General features: G+C 38.0%; 19 protein-coding genes and 1 riboswitch. Of the genes, 15 read left to right on the plus strand and 4 right to left on the minus strand.

Annotation, left to right across the window (positions count from 1 at the left end; genetic code table 11):
* The first annotated feature begins 9 nt into the window (after positions 1–9).
* The 3 genes from LGO15_RS11205 to LGO15_RS11215 all read left to right on the plus strand — a co-directional run bounded on the left by LGO15_RS11205 (position 10) and on the right by LGO15_RS11215 (position 1,957).
* The gene (locus LGO15_RS11205) at positions 10–639 is read left to right on the plus strand and encodes a hypothetical protein (RefSeq protein WP_226087617.1); all 630 of its coding nucleotides are present in this window, start codon (positions 10–12) and stop codon (positions 637–639) included.
* Positions 640–832: 193 nt separating this feature from the next.
* Positions 833–1,183: a cell division protein FtsK gene (locus tag LGO15_RS11210; RefSeq protein WP_226087618.1), complete on the plus strand. Its 351-nt coding sequence runs from the start codon at positions 833–835 to the stop codon at positions 1,181–1,183.
* A gap of 132 nt (positions 1,184–1,315) precedes the next feature.
* Positions 1,316–1,957, plus strand: a complete 642-nt coding sequence (locus LGO15_RS11215; protein WP_226087619.1) for a class I SAM-dependent methyltransferase — start codon at positions 1,316–1,318, stop codon at positions 1,955–1,957.
* A 373-nt stretch (positions 1,958–2,330) separates the two neighbouring features.
* On the opposite strand, the gene cspC is transcribed toward LGO15_RS11215, so the two are convergent.
* Complete coding sequence (cspC, locus tag LGO15_RS11220; RefSeq protein ID WP_044394619.1) at positions 2,331–2,531, minus strand: cold shock protein CspC; 201 nt, start codon at positions 2,529–2,531, stop codon at positions 2,331–2,333.
* Between the two features lie 928 nt (positions 2,532–3,459).
* Between cspC and LGO15_RS11225 the strand changes: the two genes are divergently transcribed.
* From LGO15_RS11225 to LGO15_RS11245, 5 genes are all read left to right on the plus strand, one after another.
* Entirely contained in the window at positions 3,460–3,966 is a 507-nt protein-coding gene (locus LGO15_RS11225) for a hypothetical protein (protein WP_226087620.1), read from the plus strand.
* A 117-nt stretch (positions 3,967–4,083) separates the two neighbouring features.
* Positions 4,084–4,368, plus strand: a complete 285-nt coding sequence (locus tag LGO15_RS11230) for a hypothetical protein (protein ID WP_226087876.1) — start codon at positions 4,084–4,086, stop codon at positions 4,366–4,368.
* Between the two features lie 300 nt (positions 4,369–4,668).
* A riboswitch (cyclic di-GMP riboswitch) is annotated at positions 4,669–4,766 on the plus strand.
* Between the two features lie 41 nt (positions 4,767–4,807).
* Positions 4,808–5,701 carry an amidase gene (locus tag LGO15_RS11235; protein ID WP_226087621.1) on the plus strand — a complete coding sequence of 298 codons (894 nt, stop codon included), beginning with the start codon at positions 4,808–4,810 and terminating at the stop codon, positions 5,699–5,701.
* A gap of 573 nt (positions 5,702–6,274) precedes the next feature.
* A complete protein-coding gene (locus tag LGO15_RS11240) occupies positions 6,275–6,643 on the plus strand; it encodes an ArsR/SmtB family transcription factor (RefSeq protein ID WP_226087622.1) in 369 nt (122 codons plus the stop codon).
* The gene (locus tag LGO15_RS11245) at positions 6,636–8,765 is read left to right on the plus strand and encodes a heavy metal translocating P-type ATPase (RefSeq protein ID WP_226087623.1); all 2,130 of its coding nucleotides are present in this window, start codon (positions 6,636–6,638) and stop codon (positions 8,763–8,765) included. The genes LGO15_RS11240 and LGO15_RS11245 overlap by 8 nt, the downstream gene beginning before the upstream one ends.
* Positions 8,766–9,024: 259 nt before the next feature.
* Here LGO15_RS11245 and LGO15_RS11250 read toward each other — a convergent pair whose 3' ends face one another.
* Positions 9,025–9,375 (minus strand): DUF2200 domain-containing protein, encoded by a 351-nt coding sequence (locus LGO15_RS11250; protein ID WP_226087624.1) that lies wholly within the window; start codon positions 9,373–9,375, stop codon positions 9,025–9,027.
* Positions 9,376–9,607: 232 nt separating this feature from the next.
* Here LGO15_RS11250 and LGO15_RS11255 point away from each other — a divergent pair, with 232 nt between their 5' ends.
* The 7 genes from LGO15_RS11255 (at position 9,608) to LGO15_RS11285 (ending at position 15,855) form a co-directional block, all read left to right on the plus strand.
* On the plus strand, positions 9,608–11,113 hold the full coding sequence (locus tag LGO15_RS11255) for a phytoene desaturase family protein (protein ID WP_226087625.1): 1,506 nt from the start codon (positions 9,608–9,610) through the stop codon (positions 11,111–11,113).
* Positions 11,114–11,370: 257 nt separating this feature from the next.
* Positions 11,371–11,643, plus strand: a complete 273-nt coding sequence (locus LGO15_RS11260) for a hypothetical protein (RefSeq protein WP_226087626.1) — start codon at positions 11,371–11,373, stop codon at positions 11,641–11,643.
* Positions 11,644–11,796: 153 nt separating this feature from the next.
* Complete coding sequence (trhA, locus tag LGO15_RS11265; protein WP_226087627.1) at positions 11,797–12,435, plus strand: PAQR family membrane homeostasis protein TrhA; 639 nt, start codon at positions 11,797–11,799, stop codon at positions 12,433–12,435.
* 37 nt (positions 12,436–12,472) lie between these two features.
* Entirely contained in the window at positions 12,473–13,039 is a 567-nt protein-coding gene (locus tag LGO15_RS11270; protein WP_226087628.1) for a GNAT family N-acetyltransferase, read from the plus strand.
* 70 nt (positions 13,040–13,109) lie between these two features.
* Positions 13,110–13,814 carry a DUF2711 family protein gene (locus tag LGO15_RS11275; RefSeq protein WP_226087629.1) on the plus strand — a complete coding sequence of 235 codons (705 nt, stop codon included), beginning with the start codon at positions 13,110–13,112 and terminating at the stop codon, positions 13,812–13,814.
* Positions 13,815–14,041: 227 nt separating this feature from the next.
* Positions 14,042–14,926 (plus strand): proline dehydrogenase family protein, encoded by an 885-nt coding sequence (locus tag LGO15_RS11280; RefSeq protein WP_226087630.1) that lies wholly within the window; start codon positions 14,042–14,044, stop codon positions 14,924–14,926.
* 347 nt (positions 14,927–15,273) lie between these two features.
* On the plus strand, positions 15,274–15,855 hold the full coding sequence (locus LGO15_RS11285) for a CBO0543 family protein (protein ID WP_226087631.1): 582 nt from the start codon (positions 15,274–15,276) through the stop codon (positions 15,853–15,855).
* 169 nt (positions 15,856–16,024) lie between these two features.
* Here LGO15_RS11285 and LGO15_RS11290 read toward each other — a convergent pair whose 3' ends face one another.
* Both LGO15_RS11290 and LGO15_RS11295 read right to left on the minus strand, forming a co-directional pair.
* Entirely contained in the window at positions 16,025–16,531 is a 507-nt protein-coding gene (locus LGO15_RS11290; RefSeq protein WP_226087632.1) for a PadR family transcriptional regulator, read from the minus strand.
* Positions 16,532–16,706: 175 nt separating this feature from the next.
* The gene (locus LGO15_RS11295) at positions 16,707–17,441 is read right to left on the minus strand and encodes an SDR family NAD(P)-dependent oxidoreductase (RefSeq protein ID WP_226087633.1); all 735 of its coding nucleotides are present in this window, start codon (positions 17,439–17,441) and stop codon (positions 16,707–16,709) included.
* Positions 17,442–17,922 lie beyond the last annotated feature (481 nt).

A 17,922-nucleotide genomic window follows, 5' to 3' on the forward strand; every position in this document is an offset into this window, starting at 1 on the left:
AGAAAGAGTATGAAGATAGAAGTTGGATATTTGCCAAGAAACTATATAAAAGACCAACCGGATTTTAGTGGGCACTTTCCTTTTGATATAGATGGAGAATACAAATATTTGTTTGAAATTGATCACTGTGAATTGGATCCTACTGTTTTTTACTGTGATTGGATGAAGGAATTAAATCAGTTTCCGATCTATGCTGTTGTCACTCTTGATCTTTATTATCAGGAGGAAATAAATGGGCTGATTGAAAGATACAAAATAGAACGTTCAGTGCTTTTAATAGGGAATGAATCGTACAATAAATTTATTTTGCGAAATGAAGAACAATTTCGGGTGCTCATTCCATTTTTTTATGCAAGTGGCAGTATGAATGATTTAGCTGTGTGGTCACTTAAGAAAGACATTTTTAGTAGTGACAGAAGAAAAGTAACGACAATATTCAGACGTAAAACAATGGATGTATTGGTAGCAGCTTTTGAGAAGGATACAACATTATTTTGGATATCGTATGATGGAGATGCATTGGATATCATATCGAATCATCAGATTTTCCAAAAGATAGAGGATATAGAGAAAACTCTACCGAAGGGCATAGAAATGAGTGTTGTTGAATATGAAGCCGCAGATGATGATATCGAATAACCGGTAACAAGAATAACGATAAGGGGGAATTATACTTGAAACGTCTCTTCTTAGGTCTTTTGGTTGTAATGATGATCCTTATAGGTATGTATTTCTTGACTTCGAATAGCGCTTAAATATTTGGTATTCCAATTTATTAATAGGTTAATCGCCAAGAATCGAACATCAAGTTGCTTCAAGGGTAGGAGGATTTATGAAATTCTTAAAAAAGGTAAGTGATTTCTTTGGATTTACCAAACTTAAAGAGAAATTATATTTTGCGGATCATGAGGAAATCTCAGAAGCTGATAGGGAATATATAAAACGTATTAAGGGACAAAATCCCTTTGGCATCATAGCAATGTTTATAGGTGGCGTATCTTTTGCCTTCGGACCACTATATGTTGCTTTTCCAATTATAACAATCATCTTTTGTATCGTAACCTTTGGAACTTTTGATAGAGAAAAAGAAGATAATCCGTGGACATTTATAATCGGTTTTTGTTTGGCACTAATAGGCTTATTTATGAATTTAGGCGGCGTAGTCCATGAGCTAATATTCTGAACAATATGCGTTAAAGTATTTGATGCAAAAATCACGGAAGGATTACTGTTGCATCAAGCTAATTGATAAAAAAGGGCTAATCCTAATTTTGTTAGATTATAGGGTATTAGAACATTTCAAGAGGAGTTATCTATGGGTTTCCTTAAAGCTACTAGAGAATTTATTGATAGTCAATATCAAACGCCAAAAGGAATTATTGGTACATATATTGGTGAAAAAATGGTGAGACAGCACAAGACTGAAACAAATTGGTCATTAGAGCTAATGAATATTAAACAAGGGGACAGGATTTTAGAGTTAGGATGTGGGGCAGGTTATGCAATTAAATTAATTTTTGAAAAGGACTTAGCTGAAGAAATAGTCGGCTTGGACATCTCTACAACAATCATTCGATCAGCAAGAAGGAGAAACAAAAGGGCAATAAACGAAAAAAAAGTAAAACTAGTACAAACAGATTTCAAAAACTTGCCCTTTCAAAATGAAAATTTCAATACAGTCCTTAGTATCCAAACAATTTATTTTTGGACTGATATAACTGCGACACTATCAGAAATATTTAGGATACTAAAACCAAAAGGAAATATAATCCTTACTTTTTCTGACGGTAAAGAAGAGGAAACCTGGGAAGGAATAAGAGGTATTACTGATAATAAACTAATACCGTCTATGAAGAATGCAGGATTTAGTGACGTATCTTTTATCAGAGGTCCAGATTCAAGAGGGTATCATACTGTTGCTGTTATAGGAAGCAAGGATTCAATGAAACTTTCGTAATGTTCTGTTCCTATATAGCGATGGTAAGGGGACGAAGGCATAATTTTTCCTTTTGATGAGTTTGTTCAAATATAAGGCAGGGAGTTTAAAAGGACCTAAATAAGGTACACAGAGATCCTTCCTTTGGCCATCTGTTCATGTTATTTCTAATGAAACAGTATTAGTAGCTATTACGCAGCAAATAAATTTTATAAAATCAGCCTATCCTCAAACCAGTATGTTATACTATAAACAAACCTTTTATCTTTAAATCTTTTTACATTACCGGTTCCATCTCCCTGCTCAGATCTTGAGCGGGGTTTTTTATTGGAATTATATTTGGAAAAATAAAAACAGGCCCTAGAAAGAGCCTGTTTGTAGAAACGATTTAAGATTAAGCTTTTTGAACGTTAGCAGCTTGAGCTCCACGAGCACCTTGCTCAACGTCAAATGTAACTTTTTGACCTTCGTCTAAAGATTTGAAACCTTCACTTTGGATAGCTGAGAAGTGTACGAATACGTCGTCTCCACCTTCGCGCTCGATGAATCCGAAGCCTTTTTCTGCATTAAACCATTTAACTGTACCTTGTTCCATTTTTGTTGCCTCCTAGTGCGTTATCGCACAACGTATTACTATCCTTGCCCAAAGTGATCATCAAGACGAAAAGTTAATACTTATACTATCCTTTACACCGAACAAAAATAATTCTAATTCATCATAACAGGGATCGAAAAATATAGCAAATCATCCCGGCCATAACTTGGAAAGAGTCTATTCCCGCTGACTATGAAGGTTGCTGTAAGAACAAAGAAGTTATTATGTAAGTCCTTAATCCTAAGCTTTGTAACATCAAGTGGATAGATCCCCGCGCAGCCCATTGTGAAGATTTTATGTTTGCCTCAGATGTTTTCATCATATAGAACAAACTGGTTGGGGAAAACGTGGTTTTTATTAAAGAAATCAAAGGGAATCAATCCGAAGGTAGCGAATAGTTATAGCATACTGGGTGAATCGTTAGGGGTGTGGTTAATGGCCCTTCAGAATTTATATAAATATAGATTTAAAAGAACCTAAAGTATAAAACAGCTGCTACGTAAGGAGTCTTTCCATGGATGCTTTCCTAATCATCGCCTTTACCTTCATTATTTCATTAATTTATTATGCTATAAACTTATACTTTCCAGATAAAAGCAGGCTGAAGTATTACATAGCTTTATCCTTCGGAATCATTGGTATATTTGGCTGGGCATATATATGGTTGGGGAATGGATGGTTATTAGCCGCTGTAGTTAGTACGATTTTATCTTACTTTCAGCTATATCATTGATTACCGCTTTCATTATAGACTTAATCTTTAGGAAGAAAAAATATCAATGAAAATAAAAATAATCATAAATCGATACATATTGTAACTGGAAATGAGGAGATGGATTTGCAACTCATTCCACCATTAGGTTCAGTGATTTATTTGATACATGGATTATTGTAATTAGGGGGCTGTATTCCAATAAATCGAAAGAAGTTGTTATTAGGTTTCATATTTCTTATAGGTATAGTTAGCTTTTGGGTTTGGTATTCCTTACCCAAAGAAATCAATCAAGCATTTGAAGGAATCGTTTACGGAGTTGGAAATAAAAGCAATCAATTAAATGAAGAAGTTACAATTACTATTAAAGGTAAATTGTATAGAAAAATTTTTAACCAAGATCGTTTTAAAGGAACCATAGATATAAAAGGAGAGTTGCCAAAAAATATTATCATTGATAAGAAGGAAGTAGAAGTGGTTTTTATTGAAAACGGCGGCTCTTTATTAATCGGGGATTCCCCCTACGGCTTTTTTTATATAAATAAGGATTTAAGTGAGCTAACTATTATCGTTTACGAACTGCTTGAGTCTGTAAGTGATAATGCCACATATGAATGGGACCCTAAAGGCGGGCTATTAATATCTGGACCTGCAACAAATAGAAAAGAAGCTTTAAACATATCAAACAAATTAATAGAGGATCTACTTAAACCACTTGAATAGATGTTTATTTGTAAAGTTTATATTTTAATTAAGGGTTCGATCATGCAAGAAGGATTGAGGAACAATTTGTTGAATGCCTTATTCAACAAACGGCTAAAAATATACGGAGGTATAGTTATGTGGGTAATATTTGGGGTCATTGCAATAGTAGCAACGTTTATAAATCTTTATATGTATTCAGCAGGGAAGGATTACAAGCTTGCGATGGCGATGGGATTATCATTTACAGCATTAACACTTTGTGCAGATTACAGTTATGTATCTCGGTGGGTAAAAGTAGAAGATTGGGCGGCTTTGGCGGATGTAGTACCTGGTATGGCAAGGGCATTATGGTTTTTGACGATTGTTTCGATCTTACTAAATATAGCACCTATATTTTTAGAAAGAATACGCAGGAAATAATGACTTTTTGTCCTTTCATTTATATAATGTGCAGGCCTTTATGAATAACAAAAGGTGCGTATATTCAATAACAAGGTATGCGCATTGAAGTTGTATGATACTATAAAAAAGTACTACGCCAACATGCAGTAACGGGTTCTCTTGTGAAGTGCCAACGTGAAAAAGCAATCCAATGCATGTTATTTTTATCCTACCCAATAATGTGAACAAGACTAAGTATTGTACTTTGTTTTTTGGAAATAGTTCAAAAAAATTGATTCCAATTGTTTTTAGGACAGGATATACTCAAATTAAATAAAAAACTGATAAAGGCAAACTTGTTGAAAGGCAAGGACGCAAAGCCATGGGCCTTAGTGTAAAGAGATATTTCCTTTGCATATGGTTGCCAGGTTGCCAGACTCCCAAAATGGTGTCTTGGCCATTATAAGGAGCGGAGAATATGAATATCAATAAATACCTCTTATTAAGTCTTGTCTTACTTATGGGTTTTGGTCCTCTTCAAACCCTTTCTCAACCCATTAAAGCTCATGCTAACGCAGGAGTTCCAACGGCAACATGGCTTTGGAATACTTCAACGATTGCTACGCAAGGAAACGAGATCCTTTCATTCGCAGGAAACAATCAAGTTAAGCAAATTTACCTTCAAGTTAATAAAGACATCCCTTTCAATACTTATAAAACATTTATTCAAAAAGCAACTGAAAAAGGCATAGAAATACACGCTTTAGATGGCTCACCACAATGGGTTTCCTCTAAAGGTTCTGCTTATTCTAAGGAATTCTTTAATTGGGTGGGGAACTACCAAAAATCAGCCTCACAGACACAAAGATTTACTGGTATTCATTTAGATATAGAGCCATACCTATATAGTGGCTGGAACTCTAAATTCAAGAATACTGTACTTGCATATCAAAATATTATCAATCATGCTGCTATTACTTCAGAACAACTTGGACTTACATTTGGAATCGATATTCCTTTCTGGTTTGATGAAATTGCCTACAGCAATACTTACGGGAAAGGTAATTTAGCTAATTGGGCGATTAAGACAACAAGCTTTACGACTATAATGGCATACCGCGATCAGGCTGCAGGAGGAAACGGAATTATTGAGCTAGTGAGAAATGAAGTACAATATGCTTCCTCTCTTGGCAAACCCATTGTGATTGGAGTAGAAACTGGCAAATCAGAAGAAGCCAATCTTGTTAGTTTTTATGAAGAAGGTGCTGCTCATATGTATAGTCAGCTTTCTTTAGTGAAGAGTGCGTATCCACAACCGGATGTGACTTTTGCCATTCATCATTTACACAGTTGGATGATAATGGCTCCCTAAGAACATTGGCAAAGGGATAAAAAAAATCACCTTTAGAAAAACCCGCTAAATACCTTATAAAGGTAATTAGCGGGTTTTTCACCTGATTTTGAGTATTAACTGCAGAATTTCTTGTGCCCCTACAGTTACGTCAATCGATTTACTAAGATAAATATGTAAATAAGGGACTATTTTTGAAGAAGAATTACTTCAAAACGAAAATCATTGAAAAATGTTTGACGAATCTAGCAACTACAATGTCATTGCACATGTAACAGCCAGAGATATGCACAAAATGCCGAAAATCCAGCTGGAAATAAGCGAATAACAGAGAAGAATGGGCTTCCATTCTTTTTTTATCGGTAATTTTTTAACTAATTTCATTCAAAAATCCTATTTTCTTTAGTAATTACGACTGTGATTGAAACAATAAAAAGAAGACATCTGGAATCGCCCCAACTTATGCAGTTCCTTAAAATCTGACCTTAACCAACCAGAGTGTTTCGTGTAATATTCTAATAATCGTTTGACTATTTGAAATCCATTGCATATACTGATACTCAAATAAATGTTTGAATGAGAGGTGAGAATTCTTTGAAACATGATGATGTGTGTGAGATAACTTGTTTTGATGGACCTAAAGTGAACCGGGTAAAGGATTCTTTATCTAAACATAATACATTTTCTGTTTCTAAAATGTTCAAGGCATTGGCAGACGATACAAGGTTAAAAATTGCTTTTGCATTAAGTGAAGAAGATGAGCTTTGTGTGTGTGACGTTGCCAATATTGTAGGGTGTACAACCGCAACTGCTTCCCATCATTTACGACTGCTCCGCAACATGGGGCTGGCGAAATATCGGAAAGATGGAAAGCTGGTTTTTTACTCTTTAGATGATGAACATGTAAGACAACTGATTCAACTAGCCTTTACTCATGAAAAGGAGGGGAAAGTTCATGGATAAAGCGATTGAACAATCAGCCGAAAAACATGTATACCGCATACAGGGATTCAGCTGATCAGGCTGTGCGACTACGTTCGAAAAGAACGTAAAACACCTGGAGGGTGTTTCAGATGCAAGTGTTAACTTTGGAGCTTCCAAACTTGTATTATACGGGAATGCGTCCATTGAACAACTTGAAAAGGCAGGGGCCTTTGAGAATCTTAAAGTTATACCGGAGAAGGAACGATTTGAAGAAAAGAAAGAACCATTTTTGAAAAAGCATGCTACGGTCATCACATCATTTGTTTTCTTGCTTATGGGTTGGATTTCCGGACAGTTTAACGGAGAAGAGAATATCGCCTCCATTATTGCTTACGCAGCCTCGATCCTAATAGGAGGCTACCGACTGTTTAACACAGGGTTGAAGAACCTGTATCGCTTAAATTTTGATATGAAAACCTTGATGACCATTGCCGTCATCGGTGCAGCTTTCATTGGTGAATGGGGAGAAGGTGCTACAGTTGTCATCCTGTTTGCCATCAGTGAAGCCCTTGAGACCTACTCAATGGATAAAGCCCGCCAATCCATTCGATCATTAATGGACATTGCTCCAAGGGAAGCCTTGATCAGAAGAGGCAATCAGGAAATGATGATTTCTGTCGATGAAATTCTGATCGGAGATATTATGATTGTCAAACCCGGGCAAAAAATTGCGATGGATGGCATCGTTTTAAAGGGATCTTCAGCTATTAACCAGGCAGCGATCACTGGGGAGTCTGTGCCAGTGGCTAAAACAATTGATGATGAAGTTTTTGCCGGAACTCTTAATGAAGAAGGGCTTCTCGAGGTTAAAGTAACGAAACATGTGGATGACACAACCATTGCGAAAATCATCCACTTGGTTGAAGAAGCACAAGCTGAGCGAGCACCTTCACAGGCATTTGTCGATCGCTTTGCAAAATATTACACGCCGGTCATTATGTTGATCGCTCTTGGAGTTGCCGTCATACCTCCACTTTTCGGAGCTGACTGGAACACCTGGATCTATCAAGGTTTAGCAGTATTGGTAGTCGGCTGTCCATGTGCCCTTGTTGTTTCTACACCCGTATCAATTGTTACTGCAATTGGAAACGCAGCCCGAAACGGCGTATTAATCAAGGGTGGAATTCATCTTGAAGAAATGGGATCGATCAAGGCCATTGCTTTTGATAAAACAGGAACATTAACAAAAGGGGTTCCTGTTGTTACCGATTACCTCTCGGAAGATGGGGCAACAAACGAACAATTAAAAATTATTGCAGCATTAGAAAATGGTTCTCAACATCCACTGGCTACTGCGATCATGAAGAAGGCAGAGGAAGAAAACCTGGATTATAAGAGTGTTGATATTACTGACTTTACCTCGATAACGGGAAAAGGAATACAAGGGAATATCAACGGTGAGACATATTTTGTCGGCAGCCCGAATTTGTTTGAAGAAATCCTGACTGACGGAATTAGGTCCGAACTAAAAGAGAAAATTGAAACCTTACAAAGCCAGGGGAAAACCGTGATGGTTGCTGGAACGTCATCAGAAATTACCGCTTTGATTGCTGTTGCAGATGAAGTGAGAGAAACGAGTCAAACAGTGATTCAAAAACTTCATTCTTTGGGTATCGAGAAAACAATCATGTTAACTGGTGATAACTCAAGGACTGCGAATGCCATCGGAAATCAAGTAGGCGTTTCAGATATTAAAGCAGAGCTGTTACCGCATGATAAGCTTAATTACATTAAGGATCTCAGACAAGAATTTAACCGTGTATCCATGGTCGGTGATGGAGTAAACGATGCTCCTGCGCTTGCAGCTTCAACTGTGGGGGTTGCTATGGGAGGTGCAGGGACAGATACAGCATTAGAAACAGCTGATATAGCCCTGATGGCAGATGACTTAGGAAAGCTTCCATTTACCGTGAAACTGAGCCGAAAAGCTTTAGCGATCATTAAACAGAATATAACCTTCTCATTAGGTATCAAGCTGGTTGCGTTATTGCTCGTCATTCCAGGATGGCTCACTCTCTGGATTGCGATCTTCGCTGATATGGGCGCTACTTTACTTGTTACCTTGAACAGCCTCCGACTTCTCGGAGTTAAAGACAAATAAACAATAGCTTCCCAGGAATGGGAAGCTTCTTTTTTTAAAAGCACTCAAACAGCTTTGAAGGAGAATACTTAAACATAAGGTTGCTAATGTTCAACAACACACTAAAATAAAACAAGCTCAGGGCTTTTTTACGGCTCTGAGCTTTTTGTATACTAACTTAACTATTAAATTCAGTGTGGTTTGCATTGCTATTTCTGCTGCTTCTTTGGAGGTGATATAAGATTTTCCCTGCATTAACGGAAGCCTCAGGGTCTGCTTTCTATTTCCGCAAAATCTTTTCCATTGCTTTCCCTTTTGCTAATTCATCGATCAGCTTGTCGAGGTAGCGTATTTCCCTCATGGTTGGTTCTTCGATTTCTTCCACTCGGACACCACAGATCACGCCTTTGATTAATTCTCTCGAAGGATTCATATGAGGAGCTTCTTCGAAGAAGGTCTCAAAGTCTGTCTTTTTTTCCAGTATTGCTTCTAATTCTTCCTGGCTATATCCTGTCAGCCAGGCGATGATATGGTCGACTTCTTCTTTCGTGCGTCCTTTTCTTTCGGCTTTATTGACATAATGTGGATAGACACTTGCGAAGCTCATTGTATAGACTTTATGTTTGCTCAAGGTACAAACTCCCTTATAATCGTTTACTCCATTATATTATGAAAAATTGGCAGGTTCAAACGCTGCTTTTCTCTGTATATGTTCCAGGTCATCTATTGGAATTTACGAAAGAAAGATATGGTCTCTTGTTCCAATAAAGGAATTTTTTAAATGAAAGTAGAATGATAAGTATTAAATACCAAGAGGGACTGATAGCAGGTCCAGGTTGAAGCTGTAAAAAAGGAGTGACGGTATGATAAGTAAAGATGTGTTGATTATTGGCGGAGGTGTATCAGGACTTTCGGCAGGAATCTACTTGCAGATGAACGGTTATCAAACAGCGATTTATGAAAAGCACTATCTGCCTGGAGGAGTATGCACAGGCTGGTATAAGGATGGCTTTTATATTGATGGGTGCATCCATTGGCTAATGGGGACAAAAGAAGGAACTGGTTATAATCGGATGTGGAAAGAGCTTACAGTACTTGATAATGTGCCAATCTATTATCCTGAAGAATTTTTGAGAATTAAGCTATCAAATGGTGAGGACTTTGTCATCAAACGCGACAAAACTATTTTTATAGAAGAATTAAAAAGACTTGCGCCAGAGGATGAGAACTTTATTGATGAGTTGAATCAATCTTTGAATGATATGGCAAAAGCGGAAGTTTTCTTTGAAAAGCCTGATGATATTGCTAATTTCTTGGATAAGCTGAAAACGTTCAAACAGCTTGGACCTTCAATAAAGGTATATGGAAAGTATTCAAAAATCACGATTGGCGAACTGTTGGAAAGCTTTCATTCCCCTTATCTTAAGGAAGTAATAACTGAAATCATGAAAATGGATGATTTCGTTGCCATTTCGTTATTTACAACCTTAAATAACTTTTTCACAAAGAACGGTGGCATACCAGAAGGAGGTTCTTTGGCTTTTGCGAAAAGACTTGCAGAAAGGTACAAGTCTCTAGGGGGCGAACTTTACATAAGAATGCCGGTTGAAAAAATAATCGTCGATGACAAACATACAGCAACCGGAATTGAACTTCAAGACGGGACCATTGTGGAAGGGAAGAGAATCGTATCTGCAGCTGATGGATTCATTACATATAAACAGTTTTTACAAGATAAGTACATGGATAGTAAAATGAAAAAGTTTTACCAAGAAAGCAAGCCGTTTAAGCCGCTTCTCATTTGCAGCTACGGAGCTGCCGACAAATTGGAAGATATCCCACATGGAGTCAGCATTCCCCTAAACAATGGAATTGATATTGGCGGAGGGAAGCTTGAAAAAAGATTGACAATACGTGTTCAAAACATTGATCACACTCTGAATAAAAAGAAAGGTACAGTCCTTCAGGTTAATATTTTTTCAGAATGGGAGTATTGGGATGAATTGTATAAGGACAGGGAGCTTTATGATAGCAGAAAAGAGCAGTTAGCCAGAGATGTACAACAAGCGATCGAAGAAGTTTATCCGAATCTCATTGGAAGGATCCAATATATTGACGTCGCTACCCCAAAGACATTTTTCCATTTTACCAATGTGTGGAATGGTGCATTTGAGGGTTGGAAACTGACACCTCACAATATAAAAATGAAAATTCCCAAGAAGATTACCGGACTTACAAATGCTTATCATATTGGACAATGGACAACACCAGGTGGCGGAATCCCGATCGCTGCCAAAGACGGCAGAAATATTGCCAGGATACTGTGTCATGAAGATAAAAAGCCATTCTTAACTGAGCAGGGCCAATAGGAACATCAATATGTCAACCAAGGGAGAGGAAGCAAGATAAACATGAGAGGGATGGTAAGTATACGTTTATTGGTTTAAAGATATCAAGAATGAATGTGGATGATAACCAATTAAACAAACTGTAAAAAGAGAACATTCACTACTGCAGCTTTATCTCGGATAGAGCTGTTTTTTATTACAGCGATCAAAGGAAATGCGCTGAAGAGAAAGAATAGTATAAAAGAGTATTTCTTTATGAATTCATAGGGGTGTGGCTGATGGTTAAGACTGTGCTTTCCAACACCAGAAGTAAAAACACTAAATCCCTTTTCGATGGGAGCTCTTTCTTTCGTATGCTTCGCTTTATCTTCTTATTATTTCTGGCCTTCTTACTGGTGTATATCTATTATCTGTACCTAAAAGGCAACCTTCAAAAAACAGTCCTAAATCTCTGGGACAACCATCAAAAGACCATCATTCCGCTATCGATTTTCATTGCCTATACAGGGATTGTTTTTCAATTTGGTGTTTGGAGAGGGAGAAGAAGGTGATGGAAAGCAGAGTGATGATGATCTCTGCTTTTTTCATGATAAGTGCCATCGTCTTAAGCTAACTCCATATCCTTTCACCAATCAATGTCATAGGTGATATACTAATGGTCTAATATAATTGAAGAAACGGATTAGAGCAAAGGAGTCATCAGTATGGCCAATGTACATATTTTTACGAAGAGAGAAGAAATCGCCAACGCAATCATCCATGGAATTGGGGGACTTTTAAGCATCGCAGCCCTCGTCATCCTGATCGTATTTGCGTCCCTGTACGGCACAGCATGGCATGTCGTGAGTTTCACCTTGTTCGGGGTGACCATGGTTCTTTTATATACATCCTCAACCCTCGTCCACAGCTTTCCGCCCGGAAAAGCAAAGGACGTCTTTGAAGTCATGGACCACTCATCCATCTATTTCTTCATTGCCGGTACCTACACACCATTCCTGTTCATCGCCGTCAAAGGAGCATTAGGATGGACGCTGTTCGGAATCGTCTGGGGACTTTCCATAGCAGGAACTGTATTCAAATCATTGTTCGTCAAACGCTTCCTGCACACCTCCACCGTGTTATATGTCGTCATGGGCTGGCTGATCGTATTCGCCTGGGGTCCACTGACACAGAATGTATCAACACAAGGATTGGTATTCCTCGTGATTGGAGGAGTCCTGTATACAGTCGGAGCCATCTTTTACGTCTGGCGCGGGTTCCATTACCACCATGCGATATGGCATGTGTTTGTATTGGCCGGATCGATCATGCATTTCTTTGCGGTGTTGAGTTTGCTGCCTTGAAGCTAAATAATATCGATAAAAATCGGAGGGGCATTGCATGCTTACTGTAGAGATTAGAAGGCCGAAACCTGAGGATAGAGAGAAGTTGAATGATTTTTTTAGAACGGTGATTACCGATACGTTTATTCAAGAAGGTATTGGGGATCAATTGGATGATCTGAATGAAGAGATCAAAGGGAAAAGAAGATACTTAGAAAGTGATTATCTAAGCAATGGTGAAAACCGGTATTTTCTAATTGCTTTCCAAGGTGACAAAATCATTGGCTCTATTGAATATGGCCCAGCAAATGAAATCATAAGGAAATGTGCAAAGAATTCTTATGATCATCTTTTGGAGGTAGGCACAGTATTCGTTCATCCTGATTACCAAAGGAATGGAGTAGGGAACCTACTTTTGAAGGCAATGTATGACACCTTGCATCAAAGAGGGATTGAAGAATTTTGGTTGGATAGTGGGTATAAAAGGGCCCAATCCATCTGGAAAAAGAAATTTGGAGAACCAGAGATCTTATTAAAGAATTATTGGGGTGAAGACTTTGATCATATGATTTGGAGAGTGAGGGTCAGCGAAGTAAAACACACAGCTCCAGGTGGAAATCGATGATTTTGATGAAAAGAATGGAGTGTAAAGCTTGAAATACAGATAGAATCTTAACAGGAGAGAGGCGGAATCAATGGAAGAGAGAAGAGTTCTCTCAAAACCTGATCGTTATGCTATTTGTGCAAGGGAAGACGAGTCCATAAAGGAATTTTATAAGGGTATATTTGAGGAAGTTTATATCTTTTTCCATCCATTCATCAAACCAGTGTCCATGGATGCCGACCTTTTTTATACTGATGAGAAAGTGGATAAAGATCAAATGATCCATCATTGTGAAAAGGTTTCCTGGAAACAGTTCATGGAACTCAGCGGGTTAAACAGTTATGACGAAATCGATATCGGTCTGCGAACCAGGATTCTCGGATTAAAGAAAGAGTTTCAGGTTAAAAAACTGGGAAAAGTGATTGATACCATCTGTGAACAGCACCAACTCATCCCTCCAGACGAAGGATTCTTGCCAGAACTTATCATCAATGACCTCTTAGCAGCAATCAAAAAAGAAAACTACGATTGGATCTGGGTAGGCGATGAATTCTGCACCGAAAGAAAACTAGAATATATCGATGACCTCATCAGCCAGGATACATTAACAAGACATAATCTCTTCACACATGATCAATCCATCCTGATCACCACCCATTGGGACAGCCATTTCTCCATGATTTGTTGTGACTCCAAGGAGAAGCTTAAGAACATCATCAAAACATGCAACCTTGAGGGCTTTTACTGCGATGAGAAGACAGAGATCTATTGGAGTGTGCGGAATGGGAGTAAGTAGGGAGTATTACCGTGTGGGAAACTGCATAAGAACAGACAAGCCTCGTATTGGGTAAGCGGGTTTGTCTTTTTAATTGCTGCAAACATTTCTGTAAGAAAATCCTCTTGCACATAGAGATTAGAATAATAAGTTAGCGTACAAAGGAAAAGGGTATCTAACTTATAAGAAAGCTTCCCAATTATAAACAGAAAGGATAATGTGCAGTGGCTATAGCAAGAGATTTTTTCATGGCGTTGTCAAAAAATCAGTTATTAAATGCTAGTGCAAAAAAATGGGGATTCAAGCTCGGGGCAGGTAAGGTTGTTGCAGGAACGGATACAGACGGAATGGTCCAATCAGTGAAGAATTTAAACTCTAATGGTATTAGCGCTACCGTAGACCATCTAGGTGAATTTGTGCGTTATGAGCATGAAGCAATAGAAGCCAAAGAGAATGTCCTAAAAACATTGGAAGCCATTAAACAATCGGGCGTAGACGCACATTTATCGATTAAATTAACACAGCTCGGCTTAGATGTGGATCAAGACTTTTGCCTGAAAAATATCCAGGATATCATGAAAACAGCAAACCATTACGGAATATTTGTAAATATAGATATGGAAGATTACAGTCATCTCCAAATGACGTTTGATATAGTAGAAGAGTTGCGTTACGAATACGATAACATCGGAACTGTTATTCAGGCATACCTATACCGTTCAGAAAACGATCTTGATAGGTTGAAGCATACACGCTTACGTCTCGTAAAAGGCGCATATAAAGAAAATGAACAAGTATCCCTGCAGAGAAAAGAAGAAATAGATGCGAATTACTTGAAACTGATCAAGAAAAGATTGCTGCATCCAGGTTTCACATCGATCGCGACACATGATCATCATATTATAAATGCAGTGAAACAATTTGTGATCGAAAATAATATTCCGAAAGATAAGTTTGAATTCCAAATGCTCTATGGTTTCCGAACCGGTATGCAGCTGGAACTAGTAGAAGAAGGATATTCCTTCTGTACCTACGTTCCATATGGGCATGATTGGTATGGTTATTTCATGAGAAGACTGGCAGAACGACCGCAAAATTTGAATTTGGTTTTGAAGGGCTTAGTGGCGAAATAGAAATGAGTTTTTTTTCAGCAAAATGGGATATCTTTGACATCATGGACTGCTCATCATCCTGTTGACTGTACAAATCCATCGTGCATTTGGGTACGAAACTGATAGCATATTAGTGCGTAAAGCGGCAGTATACTTGATACTGTCGCTTTTTGTTATTGTAAAATTTCTTCGAAGGTCAATACTTTCAGATTAAATGGTATGAATGATAAGCATCAAGTAGTTCTAGTGAATATCATTAAATGTATGGAATAAGAAGAGTTAATCTCCATGTATATTGAAATTTTTTTATATTGTTCCCGATTTTGATTAATACTATTGTAAAAGATAATGTTGGAGGATGGCTGCAGATGACCGAGGAACAAGGAAAACGGCTAAATGAGATCCTGGAGTTACAAGAGAAAGTTGTTTCGCTGTGGATGGATTACTGGAAGGATTTTTCACACATTGGCACAGGTCCATTCTGGGTCATTTTGATTATGCTAGTTGTGCCTCTCATTATTGTTTATTTTAAAATTGATAGAACCAAGCCTTTTCAAATTGCGTTTTATGGTTTTAATATACACACTTGGTTTACTTATTCCGATGCAATTGCCATGAGGACTGGTCATGTATATTATCCGTATCAGGTAATCCCCATTATGCCAGTGAATTTTGCCCTGGATGCTTCGCTTGTACCTGTCACCTTCATGTTAGTCTATCAGTGGTGTATCAATAACAATAAAAATGTATTGCTTTACGGTGTTTTAACGAGTGCTTTTTTCTCTTTTGTATTCAAACCTCTAATGGCTGCCTTTAATTTAATTAAACTAGGCAATGGTATGAATTACTTTTATCTCTTTCTCAATTATCTGCTCATCTTATTTTTAGCCATGATCCTAACTAAAGTCTTTATTTACTTAAAACACCATCCAAAAACAAAAACAAACTAAAATTTTATAAAAGAAATGGTGTTTAAGGAAAACGCATACTAGGCTATTACAGGAGTCGGCTATTTATATTACATTCGTTTGGATTTGGATTTCACTTTCACTCTTAGGGAACAGAAGAAATGAGCTGAAAAATAACGTAAAAAAGAGTTAGAGGACAGATCCACGTCTTCTAACTCTTTTTGATATTTTTCAAAAGGTCTTCTAACCATTTGATATATAGCTCATTCGATTCCTTGTAATGCCTGTGGATCAATTGGGGAAGCTGTGCTGGATATTCGGTTTGGACCGAATTTTCTTCCTTCAGCTCGATGATCCAGCTTTGGATGTTTTCCTTTATTTCATCGACGTTAGATGAGTGAATGAAAAGGGTGGCGGGGTAAAGTGAGCGGGGCTCCTTCAGCCTTTGTTCAAATACGAGCTGAATTTCTTTTGACAGTTGAGTTTTTCCTTCATCCGTTATGGAATAGACAGTCCTGTTCGGACGATTATTGACTTGTTCTTCTTTTTCCGCTTTCACCCACTCATGCTTTTCAAGCTTTCTGATCGCATGATAAATGTTCCCATCCGTCACCGGGAAGAGGTGGTCCCATTTATTTTCAATGATGGTTTTCTTCATTTCATATGGGTGATAGGTCTGATCCTGTAACAAGCCTAAAAGAACAATTTGGATTGACATGTGATTCACTTCTTTCCGGATATCATTAGTGCCTTCTGGCAAAATAATTGGGTTTTAGTCCCATTCATTCTACCTAGATGGAATTTTCCAGTCAAGCATCTGCGCGAAGGTATAAAGGACGAACAAAAAGCATGGTTTTTAGTGAACCATGCTTTTTGTATGGAATTAAATTGACCTATTGGGCAGAGAAACCGCCGTCAATGACCAGTTCAGCACCTGTGATGTAGGAAGCATCATCTGAAGCCAGGAACAGTACCGCGCGTGCCACGTCATCAGCTTGTCCCAGTCGCTGCAAAGGTGTGGCCATAATCAGGCGCTGTACAACCTCGCTGGATTCTGACAAGTTTTCCGTCATAGGTGTTTGGATGACACCAGGGAATACAGTATTCACGCGAATTCCAAATCTGCCATAGGCCGTGCTTGCTGCACGGGAGATGGAACGAACGGCACCTTTTGAAGCAGTGTAGGTATTCACTCCCATACCAACCATAGCAGTATAACTTGAAATATTCACAACAGCCCCTTTGTTTTGCTTAACCATATGTGGGAGCACATGTTTCATACCTGCAAATGGACCAAAACCATTAATTCGCATCATCAAATCCCAATCTTCAATAGTTGTTTCGTCCATCTGCTTTTCAGTTGCAATACCGGCATTATTGATCAAGATATCGATTCTTCCATGATCAGCGATAATCTCTTCAACTGCCTTCTTCCAATCTTCCTCAGACATTACATTCAACAACTTGCCTTCAATGGAATCATGCTGACTGACTACATCAAGCAGTTCCTTATTAATATCAGCGGCAATGACATAAGCTCCTTCTTCAACAAAAAGCTCAGACATTCTTTTTCCCATACCTGAAGCCCCGCCAGTAATCAGCACAATCTTGTTATTAAATTTCCCCATCTTAATTCCTCCCTTTGGTTTGTTCATTCATATTATATAATGTTTATTACTTTGCGCAAAGTAATAAGTTTTTCCAAGGCAGATGCGATCATTGTTGCAATTTCTGGCAGATCGTCATCTGAATAAAAAAATTTCAAGTGTGCCTCAGCCTATGGAAAGACACATTTGGAACTATGTCAGGAAATGCTTGCAGTAAGAGAAAAAAATAATCTTATTAGCTCAACAATAGAAGAAGAATGCCAAAAAATAAGAAGGAGTAGATTCCTATGGTAAATAGACAGACAGTAGATGTAATGCAACGAATCGTAATCCCATTCATTAATGAATAAAATGATGAGATGGAGTTGGTCGTTATGGGGAGAAGCAAGTGGGCGAATCCTTTTACTCTATATAGTTATGTAAAAAGAAGATGATTTCCAAGATTGGAACATGGTAAGGTAGTACTGGGATTATTCTGATGGAAGCATTGAGTACGTCCCTT

Origin of the sequence: Mesobacillus sp. S13 (genome assembly GCF_020422885.1) — a bacterium.
GTDB classification, from domain to species: domain Bacteria; phylum Bacillota; class Bacilli; order Bacillales; family Cytobacillaceae; genus Mesobacillus; species Mesobacillus selenatarsenatis_A.

What these genes read in the sequence shown, in the direction of transcription:
- LGO15_RS11205 (WP_226087617.1), top strand. Translation starts at nt 10, where the DNA reads ATGAAGATAGAAGTTGGATATTTGCCAAGAAACTATATAAAAGACCAA.
- LGO15_RS11210 (WP_226087618.1), top strand. Translation starts at nt 833, where the DNA reads ATGAAATTCTTAAAAAAGGTAAGTGATTTCTTTGGATTTACCAAACTT.
- LGO15_RS11215 (WP_226087619.1), top strand. Translation starts at nt 1,316, where the DNA reads ATGGGTTTCCTTAAAGCTACTAGAGAATTTATTGATAGTCAATATCAA.
- cspC (WP_044394619.1), bottom strand. Translation starts at nt 2,531, where the DNA reads ATGGAACAAGGTACAGTTAAATGGTTTAATGCAGAAAAAGGCTTCGGA.
- LGO15_RS11230 (WP_226087876.1), top strand. Translation starts at nt 4,084, where the DNA reads ATGTGGGTAATATTTGGGGTCATTGCAATAGTAGCAACGTTTATAAAT.
- LGO15_RS11235 (WP_226087621.1), top strand. Translation starts at nt 4,808, where the DNA reads ATGAATATCAATAAATACCTCTTATTAAGTCTTGTCTTACTTATGGGT.
- LGO15_RS11255 (WP_226087625.1), top strand. Translation starts at nt 9,608, where the DNA reads ATGATAAGTAAAGATGTGTTGATTATTGGCGGAGGTGTATCAGGACTT.
- LGO15_RS11260 (WP_226087626.1), top strand. Translation starts at nt 11,371, where the DNA reads ATGGTTAAGACTGTGCTTTCCAACACCAGAAGTAAAAACACTAAATCC.
- trhA (WP_226087627.1), top strand. Translation starts at nt 11,797, where the DNA reads ATGGCCAATGTACATATTTTTACGAAGAGAGAAGAAATCGCCAACGCA.
- LGO15_RS11270 (WP_226087628.1), top strand. Translation starts at nt 12,473, where the DNA reads ATGCTTACTGTAGAGATTAGAAGGCCGAAACCTGAGGATAGAGAGAAG.
- LGO15_RS11275 (WP_226087629.1), top strand. Translation starts at nt 13,110, where the DNA reads ATGGAAGAGAGAAGAGTTCTCTCAAAACCTGATCGTTATGCTATTTGT.
- LGO15_RS11280 (WP_226087630.1), top strand. Translation starts at nt 14,042, where the DNA reads ATGGCGTTGTCAAAAAATCAGTTATTAAATGCTAGTGCAAAAAAATGG.
- LGO15_RS11285 (WP_226087631.1), top strand. Translation starts at nt 15,274, where the DNA reads ATGACCGAGGAACAAGGAAAACGGCTAAATGAGATCCTGGAGTTACAA.
- LGO15_RS11290 (WP_226087632.1), bottom strand. Translation starts at nt 16,531, where the DNA reads ATGTCAATCCAAATTGTTCTTTTAGGCTTGTTACAGGATCAGACCTAT.
- LGO15_RS11295 (WP_226087633.1), bottom strand. Translation starts at nt 17,441, where the DNA reads ATGGGGAAATTTAATAACAAGATTGTGCTGATTACTGGCGGGGCTTCA.